A 13,845-nucleotide genomic window follows, 5' to 3' on the forward strand; every position below is an offset into this window, starting at 1 on the left:
ACAGCATAAAACCTTATACTGGCTGGCGACAGGATACAAGAGGTAGAGAGGTTAAGGACAATGAATGAATTTACCGAAGAGCAGATAAAACGTTACTCAAGACACATAATCCTGCAGGAAGTTGGCGGGGAAGGACAACAGAAATTATTGTCCTCCAAAGTTCTCTGTATAGGGGCAGGCGGACTCGGTTCTCCAATAATACAGTACCTGGCGGCGGCAGGTGTAGGTACTATAGGAATTGTTGACGATGATGTTGTGGAATTAAGCAATCTTCAGAGGCAGGTGATACACGGTGGCAATTCGGGTATACCAAAAGTGGAATCTGCCAAATATTTTGTCAAAAAACTGAACCCAGATGTTGATGTCATAACCCATAATGAAAGAATAAATCCTGATAATATTTCAGATATCATAAATGACTATGACATAGTTGTAGATGGCTCAGACAATTTTGCAACCCGCTACCTTGTAAATGATGCCTGTGTCCTCGGAAAAAAGCCGCTTTCACATGGTAGTATCTTTCGTTTTGAGGGATATGTTACGACCATACTTCCGGATGAAGGTCCATGCTACAGATGTCTCTTTGAACATGCCCCTCCTGCGGGGATGGTTCCAAGTTGTCAGGAAGCAGGTGTCATTGGCGTCCTACCGGGAATTATAGGAGTCATACAGGCAACCGAAGTGGTCAAGTATCTTCTTGGTTTGGGTGATTTATTAGTGGGTAGGATGATTTATTATGATGCACTTAATATGTCTTTCGACGAGATAAAAATCAGGAAAAATCCATCATGTCCTGTATGCGGTCAAAACTCCAAAATTAAGTCTATCAAGTATGAAAATTATCAGGATACACAACTTTGCACCTATTGAGGCACAGAATAAAGATTGTTTTTCTATCTTTAACTGTAAACTATTGCTGAAATTGAATAAATTGCCTGTAACCTGAATTCAGACCTTGCTGACGTATATTGTAAATGTCCCATTTTTTTCTTGGACGGAAAGAAGTTTATCTCCTGATTTCTTTGTCCAGGATACGATATTTTGGGGGGTCATTGGGTCATCCGATATAACCTTTAAAATTTCTTCGCGATCGAGAGTATCCAGAGTACTTTTAGTCTTAACAAGGGGGTATGGGCAGCACTGTCCCCTTACATCCAGTTCAAAATCTGCTATTATTTCATTCATTTCTTATCACCTTTGTTTATGCTCTGGTTATTATTGTAAATATCCAATAAGGCAATATTTAGGATATACGCACGATTCCATATGTTCGGTTTTATACAGGCCTTTGGCAAATAATTCATGTTCTATACTTTAAATTTTTGCAGATTCTTTGGAATTAAAACTACGGTATGTTATAATGAAAATAATTCTCTCTTTGGCGGTGTCTCCTAAGAAAATTGAGATACACGAAGGCTGGAGTGAGAATTGAACTCACCTATACCGATCTGCAGTCGGTTGCATAACCACTCTGCCATCCAGCCATATACATATGCAAACTGCAATTCACTGTTGTGAATGGTTGTGTAATAGGGTTAAATAATATATAAGGATTGAGATAAAGGCAAATTGGAGCTGTTACTCTGGTCTTAAGAAGTGCTAATGAAAAGATTCGGTATTCATTCCCGCAATTTTGTGCTACTATGAAGAAGCAATTAAAGCCATCTTTTCAGGATACATGAACCATAGAAACATTAAAATCATTTTAGGTTTATTGGATGCTCAGGTGAAACTAAAATGAGTTCAGAACTACCCCCACAGGTCCAGAACCAGCTGGCACAGTTGCAGCAGGTTCAGCAACAGGCCCAGACACTTGCCATGCAAAAAAACCAGATCGAGAGTACACTGAAAGAAACGGAAAACGCTCTTGAAGAACTTGAACAGTTGTCCGGTGATGCAGTTGTCTACAGGACTGTTGGGGACATGCAGATACGTACTACCAAGGATGATGCTATTGAAAAGCTCAAAGAGAGAAATGAAACTCTTTCCCTGAGATTGCAGTCTATTTCTCGTCAGGAAGAACGCGTCTCCAAACGTTTCAACCAGCTTCAGGAACAGGTCAAACAGGCCATGGGTACTCAGGGCGGTTATCAGGCACAGTGAGCCTGACCTGCCTGCCAACTATCATTTGCCGGCACAATTGCGGGTAGTGATAGGTAGAGGTTGAAATGAAAGTAGATGAAGAGGGATTCTACAACAAACTTCTTGACTACCATAATATCCTGTATCTATGTCATCGCAATGCGGATCCCGATGCCGTAAGCAGTGCCTTTGCTCTATCTGAAGCTATTGGGGGCAAAGTAGGACTGGTTGATGGTTGCAATCGTGTCGCTTCCTTGCTGGTTGACAAACTCGAGATTGATGTTGTGGAAGACCCAAACCCCGAAGACTACGATCTTACGGTTGTAGTAGATACTTCAACAATTGCACAATTAAATGATATTGAACTGTGTCACTATGGTGTGATTGATCACCACGCCACAACCGCTCTTACAGAGAATGCAGCATTTTATCTGCACCGCAATAAGACATCTGTTGCAGAAATAGTTTATGATGTACTGAAATGTATGGGTGCCCCTATTATGAACCGCACTGCAGTGGGTCTTATGACAGGGATAGTGACCGATACCGGGCATTTCAAACATGCAACAAGTGATACTTTCCGTACATTTTCTAATATCATTGAAAGTAGTGGTGTTGAATATGCGGAAGTACTGGAGCTGATGGCTTCCACTCCACAGGATGTGTCTATGCGTATTGCCATGCTAAAGACGGCTAATCGTGCGGAGATTGAAAGAGTGGAAAGCTGGCTTGTGGCTACCTCACATGTAAGCTCCTTTGGAGGTTCTGCTTCTTCAATGCTGATAAATATAGGTGCTGATGTTGCATTTGTAGGTACGGTGAAAGAAAATTCTATTCGGGTTAGCGGAAGGGCAAAGCGAGATGCTGTAAATGCCGGAGTAAACCTGGGTCAGATCATGGAAGATGTGAGTGCTGATTACAATGGCACAGGTGGAGGACATGCAGGTGCTGCGGGTATCGATGTAGTTGCCGATATGGAAGAGATACTTTGGGCCTGCAAACAAAAGGTTATTGAAGTTCTCCGGAATAAGAAGAATCCGTCTAGTTTATAAATCTTAATTTCAAATACCATAGATAATGATGTACTTTGTACATGACAAAATGGCTGTTATGTGATAACATGATCGAATACTGGAACCCACAGATTGAAAGAATGCCCCTTGATGAGCTGGAACTGATTCAGGAGGAGCGGCTGCGCCATCTTGTAGACTATGTCTATACTCACTCTCCTTTTTACAAAAAACGTTTTGATGAAGCCGGAGTAAAACCGGAAGATATCAAGACCCTGGATGACCTGCAAAAACTTCCGTTTACCTATAAAAAGGACCTCAGGGACAATTATCCTAAAGGAATGTTTTGTGTACCTGATACACAGCTTGTACGTTACCATGTTTCTTCAGGTACTACTGGCAAACCTACGGTTGTGGGTTATACCAAAAATGACATCCATGAGTGGGCCAAATCCCTCGGAAGAGCATTAACCTCGATTGGTGTGGGCCGGGGAGATGTCCTTCAGGTAAGTTACGGATACGGTCTTTTTACAGGTGGGCTCGGACTGCATTATGGTGCTGAAGAAGTGGGTTCCACAGTCTTGCCTATTAGTGTTGGTAACACCGATAAACAGCTTGAACTGATGCAGGATCTCGGTACCACAACGCTTGCATGTACTCCTTCTTATTTCCTTTACATGACAGAAGAAGCAAACGACAAGGGAATTGACTTCCAGAAAGATACCGGCCTGAAAACCGGTATATTCGGAGCCGAACCATGGACTGAGGAAATGCGTAAGCGTATGGAAGATGCTACAGGTATCAAGGCGTATGATGTGTTTGGTACCTCTGAACTCAGTGGCCCGCTTTTTACTGAATGTACTTGCCAGGACGGAATTCATATCTGGGGCGACCAGTTTATTGTGGAAATAATCGATCCCGAAACTGGAGAAACTCTACCAGAAGGAGAAAAGGGAGAACTTGTAATAACCACTCTTACAAAAGAAGCCCTGCCTCTTATCCGATACAGGATAGGAGATTATACAATCCTGAACAAGCAACCCTGTGAATGCGGACGTACACATCCCAGAATAATGAGGGTGACCGGACGTGTGGATGATATGCTGATTATCCGTGGAATCAACGTATTCCCGGGACAGGTAGAATCCGTGCTTATGAAGATACCCGAAGTTGGAGAGCATTTCATGATACATGTGGATCGTATCAATGAAATGGATACAATGAAGATACAGATTGAAATGAATGATGAAGCCTTTAGTGACAAGGTCAACGACATAATCTTCCTGGAGAAAAAAGTTGCCTCTGCCCTAAAGAGTGTGCTCAATCTTTCTGTTGGTGTCGAACTGGTAGAAAATGGTACCCTTCCACGTTCTATTGGTAAATCCAAAAAGGTAATCGATAATAGAAAGCTATAAAGAATTTCAGGGTAATTTATAGATTATAACACCGCAGGTTGATGATCCCATGGAAGAGAAATTTATCAAACAGATATCGCTCTTTGCAGAGAATAAGCCAGGTCGCCTTGCAAATATTGCATCCAGCTTCAAAGAGGCATCCGTCAATATAAGAGCATTTACTATCGCTGAAGCAGGGGATTTCGGAATTATAAGGATGGTAGTAGACAAGCCGGAACAAGCACATCGTGTCTTGCATGATGCAGGCTTTACAGTCTCCGAAACAGATGTCCTGGGCATACAAATGGAAGATGTACCCGGCCAGCTTGCAACAATATCCGAGGTACTTGGCAAAAAAGGTGTCAACATCGATTATGCTTACGCTTTTGTAACAAAAACAGAAAAAGCGTTCCTCATAATCCGGGTTAATGATTTGAATACTGCTGTTGAAACGCTTTGTGACGAAGGAATTCCATTGCTGGATATGAATGATGTGCAAAACATCTAATCTTTCTTTTTTTGGAAAGTAAAACCACGGCTCTTATATATGACTACTAATTCCACCTTACAGAGCAAACTTGGGGGTTCGCATTCCACCATCATAGGGGGCAGGCATGGCAAGAAACTGCTTAAAATAATCAGTGATCATCCAGATGTCAAAAGGATAATCCCTTCAGTAATTACTGTTAAAGGTAAGAGTGCACCGGGGGGAAAGATAGATATTAAAATTCTTCGTCCGGATAGCAGAGGCAATTTGAGGGCTCTTTTGACCCATGGTACTTCTTCCCAGGAAGTAAGAATTGTTACAAATGTTGGGATGGAAGAAGAGGGAGAAAGAATAATGCAGGAATTAAATGCAATGTTTATGGAGTGATCCTCTGTATGTATCTGGGTATTGATCACGGCACAAATGCAATGCGTTTTGCAGCTCTTGATAAACATGGAAAATTCTTCTATTTTGAAGTTCCCCGAACAGATATGAAGGGGATGGAAAGCAGTGATATTCTTGAATTGATTGAAAAGGAATTCAATATCAAGACAGAACAAATTGAAATGATTGCCCTGACTTATTCTATGGGAGATGGAATTGTCAATATAATGGATATACAGGATGTCCAGGATCGTGGGGTAAGAAGTATTGAGGGAGTCGGTAAAAAAACCGGTGCGGGAACCCTGGTGTTTGATAGTATCAAGAATGCACAAATCCCTGCAGTTGTGATACCGGGGATACATTCACACAGCCATACGGATCCCCGCATGAATGTATTTTCTCATTCCACAAGCCCTGAAAAAATTGGAATTGCCTATGATGCATTAGCCAGGGGTATTAATAATTTCATTGTATCAGATATCAGTTCAAATACTGTAACTCTGGCTGTTGCAAACGGGGAGGTCGTAGGTGCCCTTGATGCATGTATTTTCGCACCAGGCACTGTACACGGCCCTCTTGATCTTGAAGCGATAAGGCAGGTTGATGCCGGTATATTTGGTGCAAACGAGGCATTCATGAATGGCGGTGTGCTGAAACATACATCATATAAAAACACTGCAGATTTGATTGAAGGGTTAAAGAATAATGAAGATCAGGCAAAACTTGCAATTGATAATCTTGCTCTTTTTGCATCCATGGAAATAGAAGCCATGAAAGTCCTGCTAAAGGATTATTCAACATGTGATTGTCTTTTTCTTGCAGGCTCTATGGCAGAAGTGGATTCTCTTGTGGAAAAAATACGCCACCACCTGGATATGAACCCCCGGCTCCTGGGGAAATGGAGTGCAGCTACTGGATGTGCCCGTATGGCCAGGGATATTGCAAAAGGTAAAAAGCAAATCCTGGGTATCGAAGTTAGGATATGAATCTCAATTGGAATACAGGTCTTCCCGACGGTCGTCCAGTACGGGTATTTTACTGGATAGTTCTTTGGCAAGTGAGAGGTCGATGTCTGCCATTATTATGCATTCATCGCGGCCGGAATCCGCAAGAGTATTTCCCAGGGCATCAATAATCATGGAACTTCCAGGGAAAGATTTGGTAGGGTCTTTTCCTGTGCGGTTACACATCACATGAGGTATCTGGTTTTCTACTGCTCTGGCGGGACCCAGGATTCTCCAGTGATTGCCCCGGGGGTCCGGAAATTGGGCAATCGTTACCAGTAAATCGGCTCCTTGAAGCACAAGTTTGCGTGCAACTTCAGGAAACCTTATTTCATAGCATATTTCCAATCCGATACATATATTTTCAAGTTTTATGGGATGGATGGAATCACCCGGGGTGAAGTGGCTTTTTTCTTCCCCGAAAGGGTGGATTTTGCGATAAGTTCCCCGGATTATACCATTTTCAATACAGAATCCTAGATTGGCATAGGGTTTGGTTTCAGCATCCAGTTCTTCTACGATTGAACCGATAAGGATACAGTTATTCTTTTGTGAAAAATTCACAAGTTGTCCTATTGTGGGGTAGGGTGGCTTCTCTGCCAGTTTATCCATTTGTTCATAACAGAAACCTGTGGAAAACACTTCCGGGAATACAATTATTTCAGCACCCATAGTAAGGGCTCTATCCGCCCTAGCAAGGGCTCTTTCAATGTTTGTTTTCTTATTGCAATGTTCAACATCCATCTGGATACAGGCAACTTTTACCATAATGTATCTCCTCAGTATTTGGGACAGGTACCCTTTGCAAGGATTATGGATATTCCCTTTTTTTCCATTTTTCCCATCAGAAGGGCCTGTAATTTACTTTCTTTTATTTTTTCTGCAAAATCCACCACTTCAATGTCATCATGAAATGCTTCAAGAACAGGTGTAAGGTCCGGTACATCCTGTCCTCCAGTCATAGCTGCAACATCATTCTGCAGGATAATGGCCAGAAGGTCAAAACCGTTGGATTTTGCATTGATCAATCCCTGTATTCCTGTATGTGCCAGGCCGAAATCCCCGATGACTGCGATGCCTTTTCCTTTGAAACCACAGGCAACCGATATGGCAGAGCCAAGTGCAAAACCTGCATCCACGGCCTTAAGGGGTGCAGAAGTACTTAATATAGAACAACCCATATCACCTGCAATTGGTTTATCTATCGTGCCAAGCACCCTGTAAAGAGGCAGATAGGGGCATGTATCACAGATAGATCGAGGTCCTCTTTCCTTAATAGTCTCCGGTTTGATCACTTTATCCATATGTATTTTTTCGATATTTTCAAGAGCATGCAGTATATGATTGGCTTTTATTTTACCATGGGGTATATGTCCTGTGGATTTGCCCCTTACGTTGTCTTCGATTGAAATATGAGATTCTATATAATCTTCTGTTTCCTCAGCCACAAGCACATATTCATGGTGATCAATGAAATTTTTCAATTTTTTAATCGGCAGTGGGTAAACCATGTCCAGTGCCAGATGTGAAATTTCGGAGTTATTTTCTTCAATAATTTTTTCCACAAGGCAGGCAGGATAACCCGAGGAAATAATTCCTGTTTTTGTTGTATTGATACGACACAGGCAATCCTGTGATTGAGAATAATCTTCCATTAAAGGGAATGTCAGTGAATGGAAACGCTGATGCTTGCCTTTCATAGTATATTCCCATACAGACCTGTCAAATTCAGGTGGCAGGATAGTCTTTTTTGGTTGCAATACAGCATCATTTCCACAAAATGAATCCAGAAGACGGGAAGTTACTCTAACTATTACGGGAACACTTGCTTTTTCCGAAAGCTCGATCGCTTCTGTCAACGTAGTAAACAGTTTTTCAGGAGTTGCAGGATCAAAGACAGGTACCTCGGCAAGGGGCCCGAAATAGCGTGAGTCCTGTTCATTCTGGGATGCTGTGGCACCAGGGTCGTCCCCTGCGATTATCACCAGGCCTGCACCGATTGTATGGGTGGCGGATGTAACCAGAGGGTCACAAAGTACATTCATACCCACATGTTTTGTCAGGACAAAAGACCTGCGCCCGTCGATCGAGGCGCCCAGTGCAGTTTCAAGAGCCACCTTTTCATTAATCATCCAGAAAGTATTGTCCGCCCAGAAATCATCGTTTTTGAAATGATCCACAATAGAAGTAACAGGATAGCCGGCAACCGCGCTGACCAGCTTAATTTCCAGCAGACTGGCAGCCCCTAATATCACATCTTTGCCACTTATTTGACGTTCATTCATGGAAGTTCAGCGTCCATTATTACCGAATCATCAGGTCTTGCAAACCAAGGCAGGGCAGCAAGGGCACCTATTACACCTTTGCCATCCATCCAGACATCCACGCCATGATTTTCAGCATACTCCATTGCAAATTCATATGTCAGCTCAGCAGACCTGCACAATTTGCTGTATTCCCTGACACTGGAGGCATTAAAGGAGTCGAGGACAACCATGCCTGTATCCTGTGACGCACTGTATTTTTCCAGTGCATTGCGAATATCTTCAAGCAGTGTGTTCTTTGCCCTTTCATCCACACATCCAAATTCCAGCACTGTTGAAACACAATTCTGGGTTCTTGCCGACACAGGGAAAAGTTGCACCAGGGAGTGGGACAGATACACACTTTCCACACAATCCAGTTCTTTTGCGATGTTGTGGGTCAGACACCAGGTAGCACCTGTTTCTTTGGTGTCAGTATCATCAATACCCACCAGTACACGCTTGCGTCGGGGTACAACGATGGTACCTTTTGCCTCTTTTCCTCCTCCTGATGGGGTGGTTTCAAAACGCACAACACCGGCTGCCTGTGCACGACAACAAGTGGCACCGACACCCCCGCCACCCAGTCCGGCATAGGTGATCTCCACTTCATTATCTTTGACTTCCACCGCTTCAATACCTGCAGCAGCAGACGATGGCTTTAGTTCAAGGGGTACATTATCAATTTCTACAAGATAGCGAGTCATATTTCCCAGTGTCCTTATCTGCCGGACAATAGGGGAATGGGAATAATGGTGCCTGGCCCATGCAGCACCACCATAACAGTTACTATGTTCAATTATCTCCGCACATTCATCCTTTTCATCACATATGGCATAGATTGCCCTGTAGGGAATCGAGTACGGTTCATCAAGTTCTATCTCTTTCATTAGGCTGGATAATTGTCGGAAAATGCTTTAAATCTTTTGTCAGGAGATATATCCTTCATCTTTCAAACTCACAAATTTTCCTTCCCCGATTATTACATGATCCAGTACATCAATTCCGAGTATTTTTCCGCCATCAACGAGTTTACGGGTAATATTTATATCTTCCCTGCTTGGAGTGGGATCTCCCGATGGATGATTGTGTGTAAGAATAACAGAGGCTGCTGATTCCAGAAGGGCTGATTTGAATACCTCTCTTGGATGAACAATATTGGCATTGAGACTGCCTATAGATACCACTTCTTCCCGGAGGACCTGGTTTTTGGTATCAAGGTGAAGGGTTGTAAGATGTTCCTTTTTCTGGCACCTCAACTGGGGATGCAGGAGTTTGTACACATCATCCGGGGAACGGATGCGTGGCAGCGGCTCATCTGAATGTTTCTCAAGTCTGCGAGCCAGTTCGAATATTGCAGAGATCTGGGAAGCCTTTGCAATCCCCACACCATGGATTTCGGTCAGCTTTGTGATATTGGCCTGACTCAAATTTTTGATAGAATAATTTGCAAAAATACGACTGCATAGATTGATCACATTTTCCTTCGAAGTTCCGGTTCGCAGGATTATTGCAAGCAGTTCTGTATTGGAAAGGCTTGATGGCCCATATTTTGCAATCCTCTCCCTTGGCCTGTCCTCCTGGGGCATATCATGTACCCTTAATTTCTGCTCATCCATACATTATATAAATAATCATCTAATATATAAATAATTCGTAATATTTCTTAATTATCAAATTATGTAAACCAATCCAATGCCTACTTATACTTATAATTCCATGCCATAATTATGAAAGCCGTAGCTGTTATTGGTTACAAAAATACTGGCAAGACAACGTTTGTTTGCAGACTGGCTGAAAAACTTGCTTTGAAGGGCAAAGTTGGCACTGTAAAGATCATGCATGATCATCGTTTTGATTCCCCCGAAAAAGATACGGGTAAACATTTCGATTCTGGCGCCGAAAATGTGACTGCAGTCTCAGATGAAGGTGTGATTTCTATTCAACGTGGAGGAGGCCTTGATGAAGCCCTTGAAGTCCTTGCGGACAGGGGGATGGATTACGCTATCGTGGAAGGTGCGACAAACAGCGATTTGCCCAAAATAATGCTGGGGGAGATGGAAGATGAAGTAGGGAATGTTGTACTCACGCTTGCTCCCTGTTCGGACTGGGGCATGGAAGAAGTTGCAGGAGTTGTACAGCAAACATCCGAAATCGTAACCCTGAACAGTATGATTAACAAAATACGTCACATGTCTGAATTTCCTCTGACTGGAAGTATCGGTACCTTTACCGGGGTGGTCAGAGGACAGACAGATGATATCAGCACAAAAATGCTCGAATTTGAGAAATATGAGACAGTTGCTGATGAGCGTATAGAAAAGATATGTAATGACCTCAAACAAAGAGAAGGAATTATCGAAGTATTGATCCATCACAAAAGTGGCCGGCTCATGAGGGGAGAGGATATTGTGTACATTGTTGTAGCATCGGCCCACCGGCAGGAGTTATTCAAAGCCCTCAGTGATGCGATTGAAAGAGTAAAGTCAGAGGTGCCCATCTGGAAAAAAGAAGTCACCATGGAAGGTGATTTCTGGGTACATGATCACGCGTGAACCAGCCGAATTTAATTTTTTTATTTTGCAATCGGGAGGGTACTCTGGCCGTGAGGCATGAAATGGATTTTCACGGTCGGATTTTTTGCAATGATTGAATCGATTGCCTGCTGGATGTCTGCTACAGGCTTGAAATACACATCCTGTATATCTTTTTCAGGCATTTCTGAATACATGAGCAAATCATGTTTCATTGCAAGCTGTGCGATAAATGCCGCTTTATGAGCCCCAAACTCAAAATCTGAGTTGAATTTTTCAATTGTTTCTACAGGACAACTGCATTGTCGGCTCCAGCGCTCAAATATTTCATGACCAAACCCTTCCCCACAGGGGGCTGCAAGCAAGATGGTGCCTCCGTCAATAACTGCATTTTTTGCATTGTCCAGCGGTTTGTAGGCCTGATAGAGGTTCATCCCTTTTGAGACATCGGTTGCTGTAATGACAACATCTGCAGGTTCCACTTCCACCTTGTACATTTTATCCACACATTCAACTCCCTTTCTATGGGCAGCTATAATATCACCGGCTACAGCCCGGACGATTTCCTTTTTGCTGTTGAGGACCACATTGAGTAAAAAGTCCGGGCCGAATATTTGAGTCGCTTCCTCCATATCCTGTCTTACAGGACTGTCGATATTGCCGGTAGTCGCCTCTTCAAGAGTCATCATTTTATGGTTTGTAATAACAGAATTATTGGAACTCACTCCGGGAAGGATTGCTTTTGCCCCTCCGCTATAACCTGCATAATAGTGGAATTCAATATTACCGGTACACACTATTATATCGGATTCATAAACTTCTTTGAATACTTCTACCGGAGTTCCCCTGGAAGTTGTTCCCACCTTTGCACAATTCTCTTTATCGTGTTCAACAAACCTGACTTTTCCATAAAGAGGACCCAGTATTTTTTTAATCTCCTCTTCAGTCTGCTGGCGATGAAGTCCCAGGGCACAGACCACCGTTACATTTTCTTCGGTACATCCTCCGGATTTTAATTCTTCAAGAAGTATTGGGAGCATTGTTGAAGAAGGGGATGGACGGGTTATATCACTGACTATGATGGCTACACTGGATTCTGGTGTTACGATTTCTGAAAGTCGTTTGCTGTTTACCGGATTTGCAAGAGCATTTTTTACAAGCTCATCGGGGGGAGATTGTACTTCTATTTCAGAGGGCATCAGGATATCACCCATATTGGAATCCGGAATATTGACATCAATACTTTCGTTACCATAGGGTACAGTGATTACGGTCATTTTGTCGGTCCTCATTTATTTGCAATGAAGACAAAAGTCGCATATGACGGTAAAATGGAGGGGATGGATATTACTCAGAATAGACCGACTTTTGTCAGGTTGAGGGTTTGAATCGATAAGATATAAATTTATCTTCACCTATGAGACATTAAGTACAAGGATGACAGGATGAAATATGGAATTATAATACACGGCCCGGAAATAATAGACAGTGGCTGGGCCGGGAAAATAATACAACTTCTTTCAGCAAGAGCAGACGTGTATGCCGTAGCCGCCGGGACTATGTGTAAACTGGCCGTGCTGGATTCCTTTCTTGAAGATTTAATCGACATCTGGAGTTTGAGCAAACCCAGTGAGGCGATTACTGAAATTGCAAATGAGTGTGACTGTGTATTCCTGCTAAATCATGGTAAAACCATTGAAAGCGGGACTGTTTTTGGAAATATTGTAGCTGATAGAGTGGATGTTGAAGTCCCCCTTGTACAGGTTGAAAGACCCGGGAATTCGGACGGGAAAGTTATTCACAGGGGAAAAGATGTAAATCCCGATGTATACTGGCTATGCAGGAAATTGGGTATGCCATTGGTGTACCCTGAACCTGCAAAACAGCCATCTATCAGAAAAAACGGTCACAGAACGATACGCAATATTTCAGGGATCCTGCCCGAAGAATCCATTATGGTCAACGGGCTTGTAATCGGTTACGCCAATGCTGGGGATGTGGAATTAATATTTGAGGATGGGATTATTACTGCCATCAAAGGCGGGCAATTGAAAAAACATGGTGTGGAAAAACTTGCTTCATATATCGGTAAGATTGACCCTGAAACAGCATGGATAAAAAGTGGAAATTTACGCCGCACTCCTGTTCTGGAATCAATGAACCGGAAAAGAATTGATGTTCATAAGCGTAAGTCCTGTCGGGCTGTACTAATTAATCATGAAGCTGAAAGGACATTCGAACTGGCAAGAAAAGCGGATCTGGTAATTTCAGTTGGAGATGACACCACGGCTATTGCAGGAAGCATCCTGAAACGTCTGGAAATACCCTTGATAGGAATTACTGATGGTGACAGGGATAACGTGCTTGCTGAAAATGAATATTGCGAAGGTTCTATGATAATACAGGTTAAAAGCGGTTTTGATGATATAGTGGGAGAGAAAATAAAGGATTTGTTTTTTTCTACATCCCACCCTGAATTTCCCTCAAAATCATTTCTGGAAGAACAAATTCTTGAGCTGGCAAAATCTCAAATAAGGCATGTTATTTTCCATCCACTGAAATATAATTATTGATCCCCATCCTTCTGCACATTTCCAGATCGTTACATACACTTATTACTGAAGATCTTTTATTTTTATTAGGGAGT

At 42.6% G+C, this 13,845-nt stretch carries 15 protein-coding genes and 1 tRNA gene; 9 read left to right on the plus strand and 7 right to left on the minus strand.

Features of this window, described 5'->3' with window-relative positions:
- The first annotated feature begins 60 nt into the window (after positions 1–60).
- Positions 61–870, plus strand: coding sequence for a HesA/MoeB/ThiF family protein (locus MMAH_RS03575; protein ID WP_013037176.1), 810 nt, complete (start codon positions 61–63; stop codon positions 868–870).
- Positions 871–948: 78 nt separating this feature from the next.
- On the opposite strand, the gene MMAH_RS03580 is transcribed toward MMAH_RS03575, so the two are convergent.
- Complete coding sequence (locus MMAH_RS03580) at positions 949–1,185, minus strand: sulfurtransferase TusA family protein (protein WP_013037177.1); 237 nt, start codon at positions 1,183–1,185, stop codon at positions 949–951.
- 228 nt (positions 1,186–1,413) lie between these two features.
- Positions 1,414–1,484: transfer RNA gene (locus MMAH_RS03585), tRNA-Cys, on the minus strand.
- A 253-nt stretch (positions 1,485–1,737) separates the two neighbouring features.
- Between MMAH_RS03585 and MMAH_RS03590 the strand changes: the two genes are divergently transcribed.
- The 6 genes from MMAH_RS03590 (at position 1,738) to MMAH_RS03615 (ending at position 6,343) form a co-directional block, all read left to right on the plus strand.
- The gene (locus MMAH_RS03590) at positions 1,738–2,103 is read left to right on the plus strand and encodes a prefoldin subunit beta (RefSeq protein WP_013037178.1); all 366 of its coding nucleotides are present in this window, start codon (positions 1,738–1,740) and stop codon (positions 2,101–2,103) included.
- 65 nt (positions 2,104–2,168) lie between these two features.
- On the plus strand, positions 2,169–3,134 hold the full coding sequence (locus tag MMAH_RS03595; RefSeq protein ID WP_013037179.1) for a DHH family phosphoesterase: 966 nt from the start codon (positions 2,169–2,171) through the stop codon (positions 3,132–3,134).
- A 68-nt stretch (positions 3,135–3,202) separates the two neighbouring features.
- The gene (locus tag MMAH_RS03600; protein WP_048902104.1) at positions 3,203–4,507 is read left to right on the plus strand and encodes a phenylacetate--CoA ligase family protein; all 1,305 of its coding nucleotides are present in this window, start codon (positions 3,203–3,205) and stop codon (positions 4,505–4,507) included.
- Between the two features lie 49 nt (positions 4,508–4,556).
- Complete coding sequence (locus MMAH_RS03605; RefSeq protein ID WP_013037181.1) at positions 4,557–4,994, plus strand: ACT domain-containing protein; 438 nt, start codon at positions 4,557–4,559, stop codon at positions 4,992–4,994.
- A 39-nt stretch (positions 4,995–5,033) separates the two neighbouring features.
- A complete protein-coding gene (locus MMAH_RS03610) occupies positions 5,034–5,360 on the plus strand; it encodes a DUF2103 domain-containing protein (protein ID WP_013037182.1) in 327 nt (108 codons plus the stop codon).
- 8 nt (positions 5,361–5,368) lie between these two features.
- On the plus strand, positions 5,369–6,343 hold the full coding sequence (locus MMAH_RS03615) for a methanogenesis marker 12 protein (protein WP_013037183.1): 975 nt from the start codon (positions 5,369–5,371) through the stop codon (positions 6,341–6,343).
- Between the two features lie 3 nt (positions 6,344–6,346).
- Here MMAH_RS03615 and MMAH_RS03620 read toward each other — a convergent pair whose 3' ends face one another.
- From MMAH_RS03620 to radC, 4 genes are read right to left on the minus strand one after another with little or no spacing between them, the layout of a single operon-like run.
- Positions 6,347–7,129 carry a nitrilase-related carbon-nitrogen hydrolase gene (locus MMAH_RS03620; protein ID WP_013037184.1) on the minus strand — a complete coding sequence of 261 codons (783 nt, stop codon included), beginning with the start codon at positions 7,127–7,129 and terminating at the stop codon, positions 6,347–6,349.
- Between the two features lie 11 nt (positions 7,130–7,140).
- Positions 7,141–8,646, minus strand: coding sequence for a thiamine pyrophosphate-dependent enzyme (locus MMAH_RS03625; RefSeq protein WP_013037185.1), 1,506 nt, complete (start codon positions 8,644–8,646; stop codon positions 7,141–7,143).
- Positions 8,643–9,554: a methanogenesis marker protein 11 gene (gene mmp11 / locus MMAH_RS03630; RefSeq protein WP_013037186.1), complete on the minus strand. Its 912-nt coding sequence runs from the start codon at positions 9,552–9,554 to the stop codon at positions 8,643–8,645. The genes MMAH_RS03625 and mmp11 overlap by 4 nt, the downstream gene beginning before the upstream one ends.
- A 39-nt stretch (positions 9,555–9,593) precedes the next feature.
- Complete coding sequence (radC, locus tag MMAH_RS03635) at positions 9,594–10,283, minus strand: RadC family protein (protein ID WP_013037187.1); 690 nt, start codon at positions 10,281–10,283, stop codon at positions 9,594–9,596.
- 111 nt (positions 10,284–10,394) lie between these two features.
- On the opposite strand from radC, the gene MMAH_RS03640 reads away from it, so the two are divergent.
- Positions 10,395–11,219 carry a molybdopterin synthase gene (locus tag MMAH_RS03640; RefSeq protein WP_013037188.1) on the plus strand — a complete coding sequence of 275 codons (825 nt, stop codon included), beginning with the start codon at positions 10,395–10,397 and terminating at the stop codon, positions 11,217–11,219.
- 20 nt (positions 11,220–11,239) lie between these two features.
- Here the strand turns inward: MMAH_RS03640 and larA are convergent, their stop codons facing one another.
- On the minus strand, positions 11,240–12,475 hold the full coding sequence (gene larA / locus MMAH_RS03645; protein WP_013037189.1) for a nickel-dependent lactate racemase: 1,236 nt from the start codon (positions 12,473–12,475) through the stop codon (positions 11,240–11,242).
- A gap of 168 nt (positions 12,476–12,643) precedes the next feature.
- On the opposite strand from larA, the gene MMAH_RS03650 reads away from it, so the two are divergent.
- Positions 12,644–13,771, plus strand: coding sequence for a DUF2117 family protein (locus MMAH_RS03650; RefSeq protein WP_013037190.1), 1,128 nt, complete (start codon positions 12,644–12,646; stop codon positions 13,769–13,771).
- The last annotated feature ends 74 nt before the right edge of the window (positions 13,772–13,845 follow it).

It is taken from the genome of Methanohalophilus mahii DSM 5219 (assembly GCF_000025865.1).
GTDB classification, from domain to species: domain Archaea; phylum Halobacteriota; class Methanosarcinia; order Methanosarcinales; family Methanosarcinaceae; genus Methanohalophilus; species Methanohalophilus mahii.

Coding starts and splice junctions, on each gene's coding strand:
- MMAH_RS03595 (WP_013037179.1), top strand. CDS start 2,169: ATGAAAGTAGATGAAGAGGGATTCTACAACAAACTTCTTGACTACCAT.
- MMAH_RS03580 (WP_013037177.1), bottom strand. CDS start 1,185: ATGAATGAAATAATAGCAGATTTTGAACTGGATGTAAGGGGACAGTGC.
- MMAH_RS03610 (WP_013037182.1), top strand. CDS start 5,034: ATGACTACTAATTCCACCTTACAGAGCAAACTTGGGGGTTCGCATTCC.
- larA (WP_013037189.1), bottom strand. CDS start 12,475: ATGACCGTAATCACTGTACCCTATGGTAACGAAAGTATTGATGTCAAT.
- MMAH_RS03615 (WP_013037183.1), top strand. CDS start 5,369: ATGTATCTGGGTATTGATCACGGCACAAATGCAATGCGTTTTGCAGCT.
- MMAH_RS03575 (WP_013037176.1), top strand. CDS start 61: ATGAATGAATTTACCGAAGAGCAGATAAAACGTTACTCAAGACACATA.
- mmp11 (WP_013037186.1), bottom strand. CDS start 9,554: ATGAAAGAGATAGAACTTGATGAACCGTACTCGATTCCCTACAGGGCA.
- MMAH_RS03620 (WP_013037184.1), bottom strand. CDS start 7,129: ATGGTAAAAGTTGCCTGTATCCAGATGGATGTTGAACATTGCAATAAG.
- MMAH_RS03605 (WP_013037181.1), top strand. CDS start 4,557: ATGGAAGAGAAATTTATCAAACAGATATCGCTCTTTGCAGAGAATAAG.
- radC (WP_013037187.1), bottom strand. CDS start 10,283: ATGGATGAGCAGAAATTAAGGGTACATGATATGCCCCAGGAGGACAGG.
- MMAH_RS03600 (WP_048902104.1), top strand. CDS start 3,203: ATGATCGAATACTGGAACCCACAGATTGAAAGAATGCCCCTTGATGAG.
- MMAH_RS03650 (WP_013037190.1), top strand. CDS start 12,644: ATGAAATATGGAATTATAATACACGGCCCGGAAATAATAGACAGTGGC.
- MMAH_RS03590 (WP_013037178.1), top strand. CDS start 1,738: ATGAGTTCAGAACTACCCCCACAGGTCCAGAACCAGCTGGCACAGTTG.
- MMAH_RS03625 (WP_013037185.1), bottom strand. CDS start 8,646: ATGAATGAACGTCAAATAAGTGGCAAAGATGTGATATTAGGGGCTGCC.
- MMAH_RS03640 (WP_013037188.1), top strand. CDS start 10,395: ATGAAAGCCGTAGCTGTTATTGGTTACAAAAATACTGGCAAGACAACG.